Genomic DNA, 16,084 nt, shown 5'->3' with positions numbered 1-16,084 from the left:
TTAAAGGCGGGTGGCGCTTCGCTGACCCGCCTTACGCCTGCCGCACTGGCCGGGTGAGGAGTTAAATGCGTCTTCGCGCCATCAGGCGGCGGGTGATGATCGGCAGCGTTATCACCGTAATCAGCATCAGGCCGACGATAATCGACATCACAATGCCCGGCACGTTGAGCAGGCTCAGGCCAAAGGTCAAAAGCCCCATCAGGAAGGCGGCGATAATTACGCCTCCCATGCTGCCCGAGCCGCCAAGAATATTGACGCCGCCCAGCACCGCCATGGTCACCACGCTAAGCTCCCAGCCGAGCGCGATGGTCGGGCGCGTGCTGCCGAGCCGTGATGTCAACAGCACCGCCGCAAGCCCGGCCATCAGCCCCACCAGCGCGAAGAGGATCAGGTTATGGCGCTTGACGTTAATGCCGGAAAACCAGGCGCCGGTCGGGTTGTTGCCGATGGCGTAGGTACGGCGGCCAAAGTTGGTTTTATGCAGCAGAAACCAGAAAACGGCGGCCAGCACCAGGAAGAGCGCAAATTCAAACGACAGCGCGCCCCAGACATACCCCTGGCCGAACCAGGCGAAGCTCTCCGGGTAGTGGTTTAGCGCCTGGTCGCCCAGCAGAATGTAGGTAATGCCGCGATACAGGCTCATGGTGCCGATGGTGATAACAATCGACGAGAGGTTAAAGCGCGTCACCAGCACGCCGTTGAACAGCCCGCACAGCAACCCCACGGCAAGCCCCACGCCGACCAGCAGCGGCGTGCCGATGCCCGCCTGGGCGCAAAAGCCCATCACCGTGGAGCTGAGCGCCATGGTGGAAGCGACGGAAAGGTCGATTTCGCGCGCGATAATCAGCATCGCCATCGGCAGCACGATGATCGCCTTTTCGGTGAAGTTGAAGGTGGCGTCGGAGAGGTTCCAGATATTAAGAAAGTAGGGCGACGCCAGCGCGTTACCGATAAAAACCAGCAGCGTTACCGCCAGCAGAAAACCCTCCCACCCCAGCAGGCGGCGAAAGAATGACGGCGCGGCGGCAGGGGACGCTGTCGGCGCAGAGATAAGGATCTTACTCATGGTTTCACCGCCTCTTTTTGACGAGAAAGCGCGACGTCGCGCAGGATGAGCCGTCCTTTGCGTTTATTGCTGCGCTCGTTGAGCAAGACAGCGATAACAATCACCAGGCCTGAGATGGCCATCTGCCAGAAAGGCGAGACGCCAATTACCGGCAGCGCGTTGTTAATTACGCCAAGGAATAACGCGCCGAACAGGCAGCCCATCACCCGGCCGATGCCGCCCATGGTGCTGATGCCGCCGATGACGCAGGCGGCGACCACCTGCAACTCAAAGCCGTTTGCCACATCCACATAGGCGACGGCGAAGCGTGAGATCCACAGATAGCCGCAGAACCCCGCCAGCGCGCCGGAAAGGCAAAAGCTGACGAACTGCATTTTCCCGGCGTTAATGCCGGTGTAGTAGGCCGCCGTGGCGTTGCCGCCTGCGGTGTAAAGCGCCCGTCCGGTGCGGCTGTAGCGCAGGAAATAGCTCACCAGAATGAGCGCGGCGATAGCGCACCAGCCCAGCAGCGGCAGCCCCAGCACCGGGGTGCGCGGCAGGCCGAGAAAATCCGGACTCATCTGGTGGGCGTTGATCCAGCCGCCGTCGGAGAGCAGAAAGATGATTCCGCGATAAATGCTCATGGTGCCGAGCGTCACCACAATCGCCGGAATGCCGAGCTTCCAGACCAGCAGGCCGTTGATTATCCCCATCATTAAGCCAAGCCCGGTGGCGAGCAGCAGCAAAGCCCAGACCGGGATAGCCGGATAGTGGAAATTCAGCAGGGCGACGATCATGCCGGTGAGCGCCAGGTTGGCGGCCATCGAGAGATCGATGCCTTTGGTGAGCAGCACCATCATCTGCCCGAGGGCGAGGATTATCAGAATGGCGGTGTCGTTAAACATCTCCAGCAGGTTCGCCGGGCGCAAAAACGACGGCACGCGGCTGCCGATGACCAGCAGCATCAGCACAATCACCAGCCCGAGCAGCGCCTCGCGGTGCCTGAGTAATTTCTGCATCATCATGCCGCCTCCTGACCCGCGCCGCTGGCGGCGCTGACAATGTTCTCGGCGGTGGCTTTGCCCGCGCCGTATTCCGCTGCCATCAGCCCTTCGTGCATTACGATGATGCGGTCCGCCATGCCCATCACTTCCGGCAGCTCGGACGAGACCATAATCACCGCCAGCCCCTGGCTTACCAGCTCCGACATAAACTGATGCACCGCGGCTTTCGAGCCGATGTCGATGCCTTTGGTGGGCTCATCCAGAATGATGACGGTGGGCTGGGTGGCGAGCCATTTGCCAATGACCACCTTTTGCTGGTTGCCGCCGGAGAGCGTCTCCACCGGCTGGCGCCAGCTGAAGGCTTTAACCTGCAAGCGGCGGGCGTACTCTTCGGCAAGCTGCCACTCGCGGTCGTCATGCAGAATGCCGTTGGGGTTCAGCCGCTTAAGCTGCGGCAGGCTAATGTTCTGGCTGATGGGCAGCTCGATAATCGCCCCCTGTTTCTGGCGCTCTTCCGGCACGTAGACAATGCCCGCTTCGATGGCGTCCGCCGGCTGGCGGAACTGCGCCGTTTTGCCGTTAAGGATGATTTCGCCGCTGGCAGGGCGCGTCACCCCGCACAGCGCCTGCATAAGCTCGGTGCGCCCGGCGCCCACCAGCCCGTAGAAGCCGAGGATTTCGCCTTTGCGCAGCGAAAAGCTGATATGGGCAAACTCCGTCGGATGGCAAAGGTCTTTGACCTCCAGCACCGTTTCGCCTGGTTCGCAGGCCACTTTCGGGTAGGTTTGCGTGATGGCGCGCCCTACCATCATCGCCACCATTTTCTCTTCGGTGATGCCGGCAATGTCGCCTGCGCTGACAAACGCGCCGTCGCGCAGAATGGTGTAGTGGTCCGCCAGTTCGAAAATTTCATCGAACTTGTGCGAGATAAACAGGATGGCTTTGCCTTCCTGCTTCAGGCGCTCGACAATCTGATAAAACTCCAGGATCTCATGCTGGGAGAGGGCGGCGGTGGGCTCATCCAGAATCACCACCTGCGCGTCGAAAGAGAGCGCGCGGGCAATCGCCACCATATGCCGCTGGGCGATGCTTAAGGTTTTCAGCACCGCGCGCGGGTCGATATTCACCTCAAGGCGCCGCAGGATCTCGCACGCCTGCTGGTGCATGGCGGCCCAATCGAGCTTTTTAAATAGCCCGCGATACAGATAGTGGCCGACGAAAATGTTCTCTGTCACGGTGAGCTCGTCAAACAGCACCGTTTCCTGATGGATGGCGGTGATGCCGACCTTGTGCGCCGCTTCCGGGTTGGGCAGGCTGATGGGAATCGCTTTGTAGAGCAGTTCGCCCGCGTCCGGCTGGTAAATGCCGGTCATTACCTTGACCAGCGTGGATTTGCCCGCGCCGTTTTCGCCAATCAGCGCCGTCACGCGACCGGGCCAGAGATCGAGCTGTACGTTCTCAAGCGCACGCACCCCAGGGAAAACCTTGGTGATGCCCTTAAGCGACAGCAGAGGGGTGGATGCCGTCATACTGATGCTCCTTTTTCTGAGCGACCATAGCCGCGGCGTTTTTTCGCCAACGCGTCTACGGTCAGGAGGTTGCAGGGTGGGTAAGCGACGCGCCACCCACCGTTCAGTGGCCTTGTTCGGCCGTACCGCCTCAGAAAATCTTCGAGAACTTATCAATATTGCTGGCATCGTAGACGAACGGCTCCGCCATCGCCCCGTTGCCTTCGGCATCAAGCTTCACTTTGCCGAGCTTGCCCATGCTCGCTTCGGTTTTGGTCGCCGACCCTTTCACCAGATCATCCGCCAGATAGGTCGCCGCATAGCCCAGATCGATAGGGTTCCAGATGGCGAAGCTTTTCGACGCGCCCGATTTCACCGCCCCCGCCATTTCAGACGGCAGCCCCAGGCCCGTCACGTAGACCTGGCCGATTTTGCCCTGGTCTTTCACCGCCTGCGCCGCCGCCACAATCCCCACCGAGGAGGGTGAGACGATCACTTTCAGGTTGGGGTAAGACTTCAGCAACCCCACCGCTTCGCGGTAGCTTTTATCAGAAAGGTCGTCGCCATAGGCCACCGTCACCAGGTTGACCGACGGGTAGTTCGGCAGCACCTTTTTCATCTCGGCAATCCAGGTGTTCTGGTTCGTCGAGGTGGGGGTGGCGCTTAAAATCGCCACATCGCCTTTTTCGACGTTCAGCGCTTTCAGCGCGTCGGCGGCGAGCCTGACGTTGGTTTCGCCAATCAGCGCGTTGTTGGAGGGGTTGAGGTGGATCTGGCGGCCCTCTTTCGCCACGCCGGAATCCCAGGAGACCACCTTAATGCCGCGCTGCATCGCTTTTTTCAGCACCGGCACCACAGCGTCGGGATCGTTGGCGGAGATGGCGATCGCGTCCACACCCTGGGCGATCAGCCCGTTAAGCACTTCGATCTGCGCTTCGGCGGTGGTGGTGGTGGGGCCGGTGTAAATGACTTTCACATCTCCCAGCTCTTTAGCGGCTTCCTGAGCCCCTACGTTCGCTGCTTCGAAAAACCCGTTGCCGAGTGATTTCGCCACCAGGGCGATTTTCACTTCGGCCAGGGCGGAACCGGACAACGCCAGGGTGGCAACGGTGAGTGTACAACCTAAAATCGCTTTTATTTTCATTTGCTTGTACTCCACGTAGTGACGCAGTTTGCAGGTAGAGAGGTTCACGATCGTCTAAGGCCGCCCTGTGGCGACCTGAGCGTCGGGCGATGTTGTTATTTAAAGGGCAATGGCGCCGGCGTGCGGGGTAACGCCGAAACGCTCCCCCAGCGCAATTAATTCTTCACGGGTAATGGTCTGTTTCATACCCCCCATAGCGATGACTTTGACCAGGATTTCCGCCGACTTTTCCGCGGTGTCGATAAGGCCGAAGGCGTCATCCAGCGTCGGGCCGGTGCCGAAAATGCCGTGGTGCGGCCACAGCACCAGCGTGTGGGTTTTCATCTGTTCCGAGGTGGCGGTGCCGATGCCGTCGGTGCCCGGCACCATCCACGGCACGATGCCGACGCCGTCGGGGAAGACCACCAGGCACTCGGTGCTGCCTTCCCACAGCATGCGGGTGAAGCGTGCTTCATTAAGCTCCAGCACGAAGCTCAGGGCGATAAGATTGGTGGCGTGGCAGTGCATGATCACCCGGTCTTTGCCGCCGGAAACCGCCTTGCGCACCGCGTGCGACTGAAAGTGCGAAGCAAGCTCTGAGGTCGGCAGGCCGCCGTTGGTCAGCCCCCAGTGGAGGTGATAGGCCATGCCGTCGTCGGTGATTTGCAGCAGCACCAGCGTGTCCGCCGGGTCGAGCTGCACGTTGCGGAAAAATTTCCCCGAGCCGGTGACCAGGAACCAGCAGCCCGCCAGCTCCGGGCGGGGTTCGCTCAGCTCCACGCAGCGCGGCTGCGGGTAAAACTCGTTGCGATAAGGCTCCACGTCGGCGGCCTCCAGGCGCAGGCTCACGTTGCCGCCGTTACGCTCGTCCCAGCCCTTCAGCCACATATCGCTGGTGGCTTTCACCATACCCTGTACGAACCAGGAAGAAAGAATGCGTTGCATGAGTGCTCCTTAGCGCTTGCTTAAGACGTGTTGTTCATAGTGACGGACGGCGGTAAGCCAGGCGGCGTCGGCCGGGGCGTCGTGCTGCTGGCAGTACATCTCCCAGACCGCCTGCCACGGCAGCGATTTTTGCTCTTCCAGCAGCGCCAGGCGGCCGGTGTAATCGCCTTCCCGCTCCAGCTGGCGCAGCAGGGCGGTAGGCTCCAGCAGCGCGCGCAGCAGCGCTTTTTTCATGTTGCGGGTGCCAATCACCCAGGCGGCGATGCGGTTGATGGAGGCGTCGAAGAAATCCAGGCCGATGTGCACGCGGTCGAAGAGGTCGTGGCGGATAATTTCGCTGGCGATGGCCTGGGTTTCGTCATCCAGCAGCACGACGTGATCGCTGTCCCAGCGCACCGGGCGGCTGACGTGCAAAAGCAGGCGCGGCACGTAGAGCATCGCGCTGGAGATTTTGTCGGAGATAACTTCAGTCGGGTGGAAGTGCCCGGCGTCCAGGCAAAGTGCGGTCTGGCGACTGGCGGCGTAACCCAGACAGAACTCGTTGGAGCCGACGGTGTAGCTTTCCGCGCCGATGCCGAACAGCTTGCTCTCCACGGCGTCAATATGGTGCGCCGGGTTAAGCTTTTCGCTAATCACCTCATCCAGCGCCGACAGCAAGCGTTGACGCGGCGCCAGACGGTCCACCGGCATATCCTTCATGCCGTCCGGGATCCAGATATTCATCACCGACGGGGTGCCGAGCTGCTCGCCGAAGTACGCGGAAACGCGGCGGCTCGCCTGGCAGTGCTCAATCCAGAACTGACGAATTTCCGGGTTGGCGTGCGAAAGGGTAAAGCCGTCGGCGCTCAGCGGGTGCGAAAAGCAGGAGGGGTTGAAGTCGAGCCCCAGCTGTTGTTTTCTCGCCCACGCGACCCAGTTTTCAAAGTGCTGCGGCTTGATCTCGTTGCGCGCCACCGGGGCGTCGGCTTCCCGATAAATAGCGTGCAGATTAAGGCGCTTCGGTCCTGGGATCAGGCGCATCGCCTGTTCGAGGTCGGCGCGCAGTTCATCGGCGTTGCGCGCTTTGCCCGGGTAGTTGCCGGTGGCCTGAATGCCGCCGGTCAGCCCGCCCTGCGGGTTCTCAAACCCGGCGACGTCATCGCCTTGCCAGCAGTGCATGGAGACCGGCAGGCGGTCGAGCTGGCGCAGCGCCTCGTCGGCGTCAACCCCGACGGCGGCGAAGCGCTGTTTCGCCAGTTCCCAGGCCTGATGAATGTGAGTGGTCATGCGCAAAGCTCCTTACGTGTTTTTGGGTTGTGCTGAAACTGCGCAACGAAGCGGGCAATTTCGCTGTCTGTACGGGGAAGAAACGCCTCCTGCGGGTGGCTGGCGGCGATGAGCCGGCGGAAATCGTCCACATCCGCTATCTCATCAAGCGCCATCAGCTGGCAGCCGATATTGCCAAGGGTGGAGGCTTCCACCGGCCCGGCGGTGACCGGGATGCCGCAGGCGTCGGCGCAAAGCTGGTTTAAGAAGCGGTTCTGGCTGCCGCCGCCCACGATATGCAGACGGGTAAAGGGCTTGCCGCGAAGCTGCGCCAGCTCCTGCAAGACCTGCGCATACAGCAGCGCCAGGCTGTCGAAGATGCAGCGCGCCAGCTCCGCCGCGCTTTGCGGGACGGGCTGGCCGCTTTCCCGGCAGGCGGCCTGAATTTCGTCGCTCATGCTCTGCGGATTGATAAAGCGGTCGTCGTTGGGGTTAATCACAAACCGACAGGCCGGAAGCTGCTGCGCCTGCTGGATAAGCCCCGGCAGGTCGCTCACGTTCTGTTCTTTGGTTACGCGTTGCAGCAGCCACAGCCCCATAATGTTTTTCAGCACGCGGTAGCGCCCTTGCGCGCCGCCTTCGTTGGTGATGTTGGCGGCCAGCGCCTGCTCGCTGGCGTACGGGGTGCTGCTCTCAAAACCCATCAGCGACCAGGTGCCGGAGGAGATCCAGGCGGCGTCGCTATCCTGCAAAGGCGCGGCGATAACCGCGCTGGCGGTATCGTGAGTGGCGACGCACACCACCGGCACAGACCGGCCTTCGCGGCAAACCCAGTGGCCGATAACCTTGCCCGGACGGGTGGGGGCGCCAAACCAGCGCGTCGGCACGCCCGCCCACGCCAGCAGCGTTTCATCCCAGGCGCCGGTGTGAATGTTGATCAGTTGCGTGGTGGTGGCGTTGGTGTATTCCCAGTTCAGCTCGCCGGTAAGGCGGTAGCAGAGGTAGTCGGGCATCAGCAGCGCGTGCTCGGCCTGCGCCAGCAGTTCCGGCTGCTGTTCGGCGAGCGCGCGTAGCTGATAGAGCGTGTTAAACGGCAGAAACTGAATGCCGGTGCGACGATAGATAGCTTCGCGGCCCAGTTCTGCGCATGCCCGCAGCATCACCCCTTCCGTGCGGCTGTCGCGATAGGAAACCGGCAGCCCGACGCGGTTGCCCGCTTTATCCAGCAAGACGAAATCCACGCCCCAGGTGTCGATGCCGATACTGTCGATAGCGTTTGCTTCATCGCAGGCTTTCTGCAACCCAATACGTATCTCGCCCTCCAGCACGTCCACGTCCCAGGTAGCAAAGCCTTCAAGAGGCTTAAGGCTGTTGGCGAAGCGGTGGATTTCGCGCAGTTGCAGGTCGCGGGTCGCGCTGTCGTAACGCGCCAGCATCACGCGACCGCTGGAGGCGCCCAGGTCAACGGCAACGCTATGGCGAAGAGTCATGGCGGGTATCCTTGTCTGAATCGTTACCCGCAGTTTAAAAAGGCGCGCAGCCCGTTACCTTCACGTTACTGACAGCGCTAAACTGCGGCTGGCAACAGAACAAAGGTAAACGTGAGGGATTTCACAGTTCAGCGTTTAGAGGGCGAAGCATGGCCCTGTGAGCTTCGCCGCATTTCTGGATCTTTCCTGTCGTTTCTTAAAAAACGTGCGCAGTTTGCGCGTTTTCCTGTCGGAAATTTAAGGTGAGGCGCCGGGCGGTTAACTACTATCACGCTACTTTCTGGTGCGAAGGAGGCGAACATGACGGTCTTATACGGCGCTGATTTTTTCCCGTCGGGCAATGCCACGGTAGCGATTGAACCGCGGCTGCCGCAGGCGGCGTTTCCAGAACATCATCACGACTTCTGGGAAATCGTGATTGTTGAGCACGGCACCGGTACTCATATTTTCAACGGCCAGCCCTATACGCTGAGCGGCGGTTCCGTTTGCTTTGTGCGCGACCACGACCGGCACCTTTTCGAGCACACCGAAAACCTCTGTCTGACGAACGTGCTTTACCGCGCGCCGGACGCGTTTTCGTTTATCGCCGGGCTGGAGCGGCTGCTGCCGCAGGAGCAGGACGGCAACTACGCCTCTCACTGGCGGGTGGGCCAGCAGGTGTTGCAGCAGGTGCGCGGGCTTATCGAACAGATAGAAGCGCTGGGCGAAGCCGCCGATACCCCCGCCATCGCTAACCGCGAGATCCTCTTTATGCAGTTGCTGATTTTGCTGCGTAAGAGCAGCCTGGCGGAAAACAGCGGCAAAGCTGACGAGCGGCTTAATCAGATGATCGCCTGGCTTGAAGACCATTTCGCCGAGGAGGTGTGCTGGGAGCAGCTCGCCGATAAATTCAGCCTCTCCCTCAGAACGCTGCACCGGCAACTGAAGCAGCAAACCGGCCTGACGCCGCAGCGTTACCTGAACCGCCTGCGGCTGATTAAGGCGCGCCATCTGCTACGCCACAGCGAGGAGAGCGTGACCGATATTGCTTACCAGTGCGGCTTTGGCGACAGCAACCATTTCTCCACGCTGTTTAAGCGCGAGTTCTGCTGGTCGCCGCGCGAAATTCGTCTCGGGCGCGACTGCCCGTTTCAGTAACGCGAGACAAATCACCCTCTTACGCGCCAAAAACGTCGATACTTTCTGACTATTTAGCTTCCAGGGGCGTGTTGTGGCCGACCAGGTAATCCTCAAAAAAGATGACTTTTTCGCCACCGCCGTCCAGGCCGTCGCGGTGGCGGATCGCTATCCGCAAAATGTCTTCGCCGAGCATTCCCACGACTTCTGCGAACTGGTGCTGGTGTGGCGCGGCAATGGCCTGCACGTGCTTAACGACCGGCCCTGGCGCATCACCTGCGGCGATCTCTTTTACATTCGCGCCGAAGACCGCCACAGCTATCAGGCGGTGAACGACCTGGTGCTGCATAACATCATCTATTGCCCCGAGCGGCTGCGCCTCAACGTGGACTGGGCGGAGCTTTTGCAACCGCCGCGCGGCAGCGAAGCGCGCTGGCGGCTGGGAAGTCAGGGGATGGCGCAGGCGCGCCAGCTCATCAACCAGCTGGAGCATGAGAGCGTGAAGCCCGATGCGCTGTCGCAGTGTCTGGCGGAGAGCCTCTTTTTGCAGCTTTGCATCACGCTGCGCCGCCACCGTTATCAGCCCGCCGACGACGCGGCGACGGAGCAGGGCGAAACGCTCGATCTGCTTATCGCCGCGCTCGGTAAAAGCCTGGAAACGGATTTTGACCTGGCGCGTTTTTGCGAGCGTCACCAGGCGCCAGAGCGGCCGCTGCGCCAGCTTTTCCGCCAGCAGACCGGTATGACCATCAGCCAGTACCTGCGTCAGCTGCGCATCTGCCAGGCGCAATATCTGCTGCGCCATACCGAGATGCTGATTAGCGATATCGCCTCGCGCTGCGGCTTTGAAGACAGCAATTACTTCTCGGTGGTGTTTACGCGTGAGACGGGCGTAACGCCGCGCGTATGGCGCCAGCAGTTCGGCGTTTCTCTTAATAAAGCGTCGTAAGGCCCTGTTTCATAATTTGTTTCACGTAAATGAGTGTGAAGAATGGCCGGAGTTAAAAGTTTCCGAAAAATTAAGAAGCAAGCGCCACATCACCAGAAGGGCTGCAAGCCCCGCTTCAGGCGGGTAAACGGCGCTTCGCACAGGCAAGTGGGTTACGCTGCGCTGCGCCAATTCCAGGCATTAGAAAGAAAATTTATAACCTTATTAAAACTGCGGCATTGATAAACATTTTCAATATCACTTAATTAACTATAATGAACCCACTGCTTACGCGGCGTTAACACCCCTCTGCCGCCCGACAATAAATGGAGATGATTATGAGCTATACACTGCCTTCCCTGCCGTATGCTTACGACGCCCTGGAACCGCATTTCGACAAGCAGACGATGGAAATCCATCACACCAAACATCACCAGACTTACGTTAACAACGCCAACGCGGCGCTGGAAAGCCTGCCGGAATTCGCTAACCTGCCGGTGGAAGAGCTGATCACTAAACTGGATCAGGTGCCGGCTGACAAGAAAACCGTTCTGCGTAACAACGCAGGCGGCCACGCTAACCACAGCCTGTTCTGGAAAGGCCTGAAAAAAGGCACCACCCTGCAGGGCGACCTGAAAGCGGCTATCGAGCGCGACTTCGGCTCCGTTGAGAAATTCAAAGAAGAGTTCGAAAAAGCGGCGGCTACCCGTTTCGGCTCCGGCTGGGCGTGGCTGGTTAAGCAGGGCGATAAGCTGGCCGTGGTTTCCACCGCTAACCAGGATTCCCCGCTGATGGGCGAAGCTATCTCCGGCGCTTCCGGCTACCCGATCCTGGGCCTGGACGTGTGGGAGCACGCTTACTACCTGAAATTCCAGAACCGTCGTCCGGACTACATCAAAGAGTTCTGGAACGTGGTGAACTGGGACGAAGCGGCTGAGCGTTTCGCTTCTCAGAAATAAGATTGCAAAATGACCGCTAAGAAGCGAGCCTGATGGCTCGCTTTTTTTATATCCGCATAAGGAGGCGCGAATGGAGTATCCCGTAACCGTTTTTATCGGCAAGGTGCGTGAGTATGAAGGCTCGCGGCCCAGCGCCATCGGCAAAGTGCAGGTGGAGGGCGAATTATCCCTGACCGACCGCGGGCTGGTGGGCGACCAGCAGGCAGAGAAAAAGATCCACGGCGGGCCGGACCGGGCGCTGTGCCACTATCCGCGCGAGCATTATGAGCAGTGGGCGCGGGAGTTTCCCGAGCAGGCGGCGTGGTTTGTCGCTCCCGCTTTTGGCGAAAACCTCTCCACCGTCGGGCTTACGGAAGCGAATGTCTTTATCGGCGATATCTTTCAGTGGGGCGACGCGCTGATTCAGGTCACCCAGCCGCGATCGCCCTGCTTCAAAGTGAATTTTCACTCTGGTATCGGCGACCTTTCCGGTCTGATGCAGGAGAAAACGCGCTGCGGCTGGCTTTACCGGGTCATTGCAGAAGGCAAGGTCGCCGCCGACGCGCCGCTGGCGTTAGTGTCGCGCGTAAGCGGCGTTTCGGTAAAAGAGGCCGCCGCCATCGCCTGGCACAACCCATTCGATGATGAGCAGTACCATCGCTTGCTGAGCGCCGCCGGGCTTTCTGCCAGCTGGGCGAAAACCATGCAGAAGCGGCGTCTTAGCGGCAAGATAGAAAGCTTTTCGCGCAGGTTATGGGGCAGAGGGTAAGTTGCTGCCAGGGCGGCTGGTGTTACATCATGAGGCTTGCCGTTTTATCAGAGGCTAACCATCATCACCTCAATTTCAGCCGATTTGAGGTGAAGGTGAGAGTCACTGAGGATGCTTCACCCTTGCAGGCCTGTTTCCGCAGGGCGGGTAAGCACAGCGCCACCCGCCGTTAAAGGCGCTTACGCCGCGTTATGCCGTTTCGTCTGCGCGCTGGACGCAGGCAACTCCGCCAGCACGGAGGTGAACTCCGGCGCCGGCACCAGCGACTCGCGCGTGATCTCTTTAACCGATTTCGCGCCGGTCAGCGTCATCGCTACCCGCATCTCTTTTTCAATCAGATTCAGCAAATTAGCGACCCCTCTCTCACCGTGCGTGGCGAGGGCGTAAAGGTAGGCGCGGCCCAGCAGCACGCTGTCGGCGCCGAGTGCAATCATGCGCACCACGTCCAGCCCGTTGCGAATGCCGCTGTCGGCGAGAATAGCAATGTCGCCTTTCACCGCGTCGGCGATGGCGGGCAGGGCGCGGGCGGAAGAGAGCACGCCGTCGAGCTGGCGGCCGCCGTGGTTGGAGACCACAATGCCGTCGGCGCCGAAGCGTACCGCGTCGCGGGCATCTTCCGGGTCGAGGATGCCTTTAATCACCATCGGGCCGTCCCAGAATTCGCGGATCCACTCCAGGTCTTTCCAGGAGATAGACGGGTCGAAGTTGTTCGAAAGCCAGCCGATGTAATCCTCAAGCCCGGTCGGTTTGCCAAGATAGGTGGAGATATTGCCGAGATCGTGCGGGCGGCCGTGCAGCCCCACATCCCAGGCCCATTGCGGGTGCGTCACCGCCTGCCAGTAACGGCGCAGGGCGGCGTTGGCGCCGCTCATGCCGGAGTGGGCGTCACGATAACGTGCGCCAGGGGTCGGCATATCCACGGTAAAGACCAGCGTCGAACAACCCGCCGCTTTGGCGCGCTCCAGGGCGTTGCGCATAAAACCCCGGTCGCGCAGCACATAGAGCTGGAACCACATCGGGCGATTAATGGCGGGCGCGACCTCTTCAATCGGGCAGACGGAAACGGTGGAAAGGGTAAAGGGAATGCCCTTCGCCGCCGCCGCGCGCGCCGCCTGCACTTCGCCGCGACGGGCGTACATGCCGCACAGCCCGACGGGGGCGAGCGCCACCGGCATAGAGAGCGTCTCGTTAAAAAGCGTTGTCTCAAGGCTTAAATCAGACATGTTCTTCAGCACGCGCTGGCGCAGCGCCACCTGCGAAAGGTCTTCCACATTACGACGCAGGGTATATTCAGCGTAAGCGCCGCCGTCGATATAGTGGAACAGAAAAGGCGGCAGCTTGCGCTGCGCCGCGGCCCGGTAGTCACTTGCCGCTGAAATAATCATGATTTTTTCTCCCTGGGAAGTGTGAGCAGGTCGTCGGGCAGGCGGGTCACGCGCGCCTGGCGGGCGACGTCTTCATCAAGTTGTTTAATGGTGGAATGAACAAAACCGAGGTGTTGCATCACCGCTTTGCGCGCCCGCTCGGCGTCGCCTGCCAGAATCGCGTCCAGCATTTCGCGGTGCTGTTCGGTGAGCTGCGAGAAAATCGGCGGTTGCAGGTACATCCGCTGACGGCTCTCCATGACGGAGGATTGCAGCAGGTCGAAGAAACCGCGCATGGTCTGTAGCAGCACGATATTGTGCGACGCTTCGGCAATCGCCAGATGAAAACGCACATCCGCCTGGGCGGCGAGGTCCGGGTCATCCTGCTCGGTAAACTTCAGCGTCGCGTCAAAGCAAATTTGCAGCTTCTCTTTATCCGCGGGGGTGGCGCGAAGGGCCGCGTGCCAGGCGGTGCTGGCCTCAATGGCGTGACGCGCCTCTAGTATGTCGTAGCGGTAGCCGGGGTCGTCCGCCAGCAGGCTGCGGATAGGCTGCACGATGCGCTGTTCCGACCAGGGTTCCAGCTGGTAGCGCAAAAAGGTGCCGCCGCCGCGACGGCTGATGAGCAGCCCTTCACGGATAAGGATTTGTATCGCCTCGCGCAGGGAATTGCGCGATACGCCAAGCTCGGCGGCGAACTTGCGCTCGGCGGGCAACCGCATGCCCGCCTCCAGTCCCCGGTCACGGATAAAAATACGGATGCGCTCCACCAGGTGGTCGGCGAGGCGCTTTGTCATGGTCGTCATGGGATCATCCAGGTGAAGACATAGGCCTGAAGCGTGGTGATAAGGCCCACCATGCAGGTGAAGATCAGGCTGTGCTTCACGGTAAAACGGAACAGGTCAGATTCTTTGCCCACCAGCCCCACCGCCGCGCAGGCGATGGCGATGGACTGCGGCGAAATCATCTTGCCAGTCACGCCGCCGGTGGTGTTGGCCGCCACCATCAGAATATCCGACACGCCGATTTGCTGGGCGGCGGTGGCCTGAAGGGCGGCGAACAGCGCGTTCGACGAGGTGTCCGAGCCGGTCAGGAAAACGCCGAGCCAGCCGAGGAACGGCGAGAAGAACGGGAACGCGCTGCCGGTGTGGGAGAGCGCCAGCGCAAGCGTTGACGACAGCCCGGAGTAGTTAGAGATAAAGGCGAAGGCGAGCACCATGCCGATGGAGTAGATGGGCAGCGCCAGCTCTCTTAGCGTCTGGGCGAAGGTCTCCACCGCCGCTTTCGGCTTCATCCGCAACCAGATGATAGAGATTATCGCGGCGACGAGAATGGCGGTGCCGGTGGCGGAGAACCAGTCGAACTTGTAGACCGCCGGGTACGGCGTGGCTTGCGCCACCACCGGCGGCATGCGTGCCACCAGCTTGTCGAGATGCGGCACGGCGACGTTAAAGACCCAGTCCGCCAGCGGGCCGTTCTTCGCGAACAGCGCCTTAAATGGCGGCACGCTCCAGAGCGTGACCGTGGCGGTGAGGAACAGGAACGGCGTCCAGGCGCGCACCACCTGACCTGGCGTGTAATTTTTACGCGCCAGCGTCTGGTCGACCATTGACGCGCCCACATCGCCAAAGCGGAAGATGCGCACCGGCTGCCAGCGTTTCAAAAACAGCGTCAGACAGACCAGCGACACCAGCGAGGAGATGATGTCCGGCAGCTCCGGGCCAATAAAGTTCGAGCTTAAATACTGGGCGATGGCGAACGAACCGCCCGCCACCAGCACCGCCGGCCACGTCTCTTTCACGCCGCGCCAGCCGTCCATGATCGCCATGATCCAGAAGAGCACGATAATGGTCAGGAACGGCAGCTGACGGCCCACCATCTGGCCGATGGCGAAGCTGTCGATGCCCGTCACCTGGCCTGCCACCAGAATCGGAATGCCCATTGCGCCAAAGGCGACGGGCGCGGTGTTAACGATAAGGCACAGGCCTGCCGCGTAGAGCGGGTTAAAGCCAAGCCCGACCAGCAAGGCGGCGGTAATCGCCACCGGCGCGCCAAATCCCGCCGCCCCTTCCAGAAACGCCCCGAAGGAGAAGCCGACAATCAGCATTTGTAAGCGCTGGTCCGGCGTGATTGAGAGTATTGATGACCGGATGATGTCGAACTGCCCGGTCTTCACGGAAATTTTATAGACGAAGACCGCCGCGATGATTATCCAGGCTATTGGCCACAGACCATAGAAGAAGCCATAAATCACCGAGGCGAAAGCCCGGTCGACCGGCATGCGGTAGAAGAACAGCGCCACCAGCAGCGCGATGGCGACGGTAATGGTCGCCGCCAGGTAGCCTTTCAGCTTGAGCTTAATCAGCGCGAAAAAGAAAAAGAGGATGGGCAGCGCGGCAATCAGGCTGGAGAGCCAGAGGTTGCCTGCCGGGTCGTAATTCTGTTGCCAGAGTTCCATTGCCTGTCTCCTGGGGACCGCTCAGCGCCGCGGTGAGTCTGCGCTCATCTGTCATGGCGTTTTGTAAAAGTGGTCCAACCAAAGTGGGTTTGTAGGGTAAGTGACAATGAATGGTTAATCAGATGTTAGTTTTAAGCAACGCGATGGTTAC

14 protein-coding genes are annotated in these 16,084 nt (G+C 60.5%); 4 read left to right on the top strand and 10 right to left on the bottom strand.

What is annotated here, in order from left to right:
- Positions 1-61: 61 nt before the first annotated feature.
- The 7 genes from MT962_RS19810 to rhaB form a co-directional block, all read right to left on the bottom strand.
- Positions 62-1,066 carry an ABC transporter permease gene (locus tag MT962_RS19810; protein WP_247366287.1) on the bottom strand — a complete coding sequence of 335 codons (1,005 nt, stop codon included), beginning with the start codon at positions 1,064-1,066 and terminating at the stop codon, positions 62-64.
- Complete coding sequence (locus MT962_RS19805) at positions 1,063-2,067, bottom strand: ABC transporter permease (protein WP_029590122.1); 1,005 nt, start codon at positions 2,065-2,067, stop codon at positions 1,063-1,065. The genes MT962_RS19810 and MT962_RS19805 overlap by 4 nt, the downstream gene beginning before the upstream one ends.
- Positions 2,067-3,578, bottom strand: coding sequence for a sugar ABC transporter ATP-binding protein (locus MT962_RS19800; RefSeq protein WP_247366286.1), 1,512 nt, complete (start codon positions 3,576-3,578; stop codon positions 2,067-2,069). Before MT962_RS19800 ends, MT962_RS19805 begins: the two co-directional genes overlap by 1 nt.
- A gap of 130 nt (positions 3,579-3,708) precedes the next feature.
- Positions 3,709-4,701: a rhamnose ABC transporter substrate-binding protein gene (rhaS, locus tag MT962_RS19795; RefSeq protein WP_024556757.1), complete on the bottom strand. Its 993-nt coding sequence runs from the start codon at positions 4,699-4,701 to the stop codon at positions 3,709-3,711.
- A gap of 99 nt (positions 4,702-4,800) precedes the next feature.
- Positions 4,801-5,625, bottom strand: coding sequence for a rhamnulose-1-phosphate aldolase (rhaD, locus tag MT962_RS19790; RefSeq protein ID WP_048887619.1), 825 nt, complete (start codon positions 5,623-5,625; stop codon positions 4,801-4,803).
- A gap of 9 nt (positions 5,626-5,634) precedes the next feature.
- Entirely contained in the window at positions 5,635-6,891 is a 1,257-nt protein-coding gene (locus MT962_RS19785) for an L-rhamnose isomerase (RefSeq protein ID WP_024561836.1), read from the bottom strand.
- Complete coding sequence (gene rhaB / locus MT962_RS19780; RefSeq protein WP_247366285.1) at positions 6,888-8,360, bottom strand: rhamnulokinase; 1,473 nt, start codon at positions 8,358-8,360, stop codon at positions 6,888-6,890. Before rhaB ends, MT962_RS19785 begins: the two co-directional genes overlap by 4 nt.
- Positions 8,361-8,660: 300 nt before the next feature.
- On the opposite strand from rhaB, the gene rhaS (MT962_RS19775) reads away from it, so the two are divergent.
- The 4 genes from rhaS (MT962_RS19775) (at position 8,661) to yiiM (ending at position 12,111) form a co-directional block, all read left to right on the top strand.
- A complete protein-coding gene (gene rhaS, locus MT962_RS19775) occupies positions 8,661-9,497 on the top strand; it encodes an HTH-type transcriptional activator RhaS (protein ID WP_024561834.1) in 837 nt (278 codons plus the stop codon).
- A 73-nt stretch (positions 9,498-9,570) separates the two neighbouring features.
- Positions 9,571-10,425, top strand: coding sequence for an HTH-type transcriptional activator RhaR (gene rhaR, locus MT962_RS19770; RefSeq protein ID WP_024556752.1), 855 nt, complete (start codon positions 9,571-9,573; stop codon positions 10,423-10,425).
- Positions 10,426-10,742: 317 nt separating this feature from the next.
- Positions 10,743-11,363: a superoxide dismutase [Mn] gene (sodA, locus tag MT962_RS19765; RefSeq protein ID WP_024556751.1), complete on the top strand. Its 621-nt coding sequence runs from the start codon at positions 10,743-10,745 to the stop codon at positions 11,361-11,363.
- 70 nt (positions 11,364-11,433) lie between these two features.
- Complete coding sequence (gene yiiM, locus MT962_RS19760; protein ID WP_188724360.1) at positions 11,434-12,111, top strand: 6-hydroxyaminopurine reductase; 678 nt, start codon at positions 11,434-11,436, stop codon at positions 12,109-12,111.
- A gap of 179 nt (positions 12,112-12,290) precedes the next feature.
- On the opposite strand, the gene lldD is transcribed toward yiiM, so the two are convergent.
- Genes lldD through lldP form a run of 3 tightly spaced genes read right to left on the bottom strand, consistent with a single transcriptional unit; the run spans position 12,291 to position 15,933 of the window.
- Entirely contained in the window at positions 12,291-13,496 is a 1,206-nt protein-coding gene (lldD, locus tag MT962_RS19755) for an FMN-dependent L-lactate dehydrogenase LldD (RefSeq protein WP_247366284.1), read from the bottom strand.
- Complete coding sequence (gene lldR, locus MT962_RS19750; RefSeq protein WP_024556748.1) at positions 13,493-14,281, bottom strand: transcriptional regulator LldR; 789 nt, start codon at positions 14,279-14,281, stop codon at positions 13,493-13,495. The genes lldD and lldR overlap by 4 nt, the downstream gene beginning before the upstream one ends.
- Complete coding sequence (lldP, locus tag MT962_RS19745) at positions 14,278-15,933, bottom strand: L-lactate permease (protein ID WP_024556747.1); 1,656 nt, start codon at positions 15,931-15,933, stop codon at positions 14,278-14,280. The genes lldR and lldP overlap by 4 nt, the downstream gene beginning before the upstream one ends.
- Positions 15,934-16,084 lie beyond the last annotated feature (151 nt).

Source organism: Franconibacter sp. IITDAS19, assembly GCF_023079515.1.
GTDB classification, from domain to species: Bacteria; Pseudomonadota; Gammaproteobacteria; order Enterobacterales; family Enterobacteriaceae; genus Franconibacter; species Franconibacter pulveris.
Note: the sequence above shows the minus strand (reverse complement) of the source record. Positions and strands in the feature narration are given on the sequence as shown.

Coding starts and splice junctions, on each gene's coding strand:
- MT962_RS19785 (WP_024561836.1), bottom strand. CDS start 6,891: ATGACCACTCACATTCATCAGGCCTGGGAACTGGCGAAACAGCGCTTC.
- sodA (WP_024556751.1), top strand. CDS start 10,743: ATGAGCTATACACTGCCTTCCCTGCCGTATGCTTACGACGCCCTGGAA.
- MT962_RS19800 (WP_247366286.1), bottom strand. CDS start 3,578: ATGACGGCATCCACCCCTCTGCTGTCGCTTAAGGGCATCACCAAGGTT.
- rhaS (WP_024556757.1), bottom strand. CDS start 4,701: ATGAAAATAAAAGCGATTTTAGGTTGTACACTCACCGTTGCCACCCTG.
- MT962_RS19805 (WP_029590122.1), bottom strand. CDS start 2,067: ATGATGCAGAAATTACTCAGGCACCGCGAGGCGCTGCTCGGGCTGGTG.
- lldR (WP_024556748.1), bottom strand. CDS start 14,281: ATGACGACCATGACAAAGCGCCTCGCCGACCACCTGGTGGAGCGCATC.
- rhaD (WP_048887619.1), bottom strand. CDS start 5,625: ATGCAACGCATTCTTTCTTCCTGGTTCGTACAGGGTATGGTGAAAGCC.
- lldD (WP_247366284.1), bottom strand. CDS start 13,496: ATGATTATTTCAGCGGCAAGTGACTACCGGGCCGCGGCGCAGCGCAAG.
- lldP (WP_024556747.1), bottom strand. CDS start 15,933: ATGGAACTCTGGCAACAGAATTACGACCCGGCAGGCAACCTCTGGCTC.
- yiiM (WP_188724360.1), top strand. CDS start 11,434: ATGGAGTATCCCGTAACCGTTTTTATCGGCAAGGTGCGTGAGTATGAA.
- rhaS (WP_024561834.1), top strand. CDS start 8,661: ATGACGGTCTTATACGGCGCTGATTTTTTCCCGTCGGGCAATGCCACG.
- rhaB (WP_247366285.1), bottom strand. CDS start 8,360: ATGACTCTTCGCCATAGCGTTGCCGTTGACCTGGGCGCCTCCAGCGGT.
- MT962_RS19810 (WP_247366287.1), bottom strand. CDS start 1,066: ATGAGTAAGATCCTTATCTCTGCGCCGACAGCGTCCCCTGCCGCCGCG.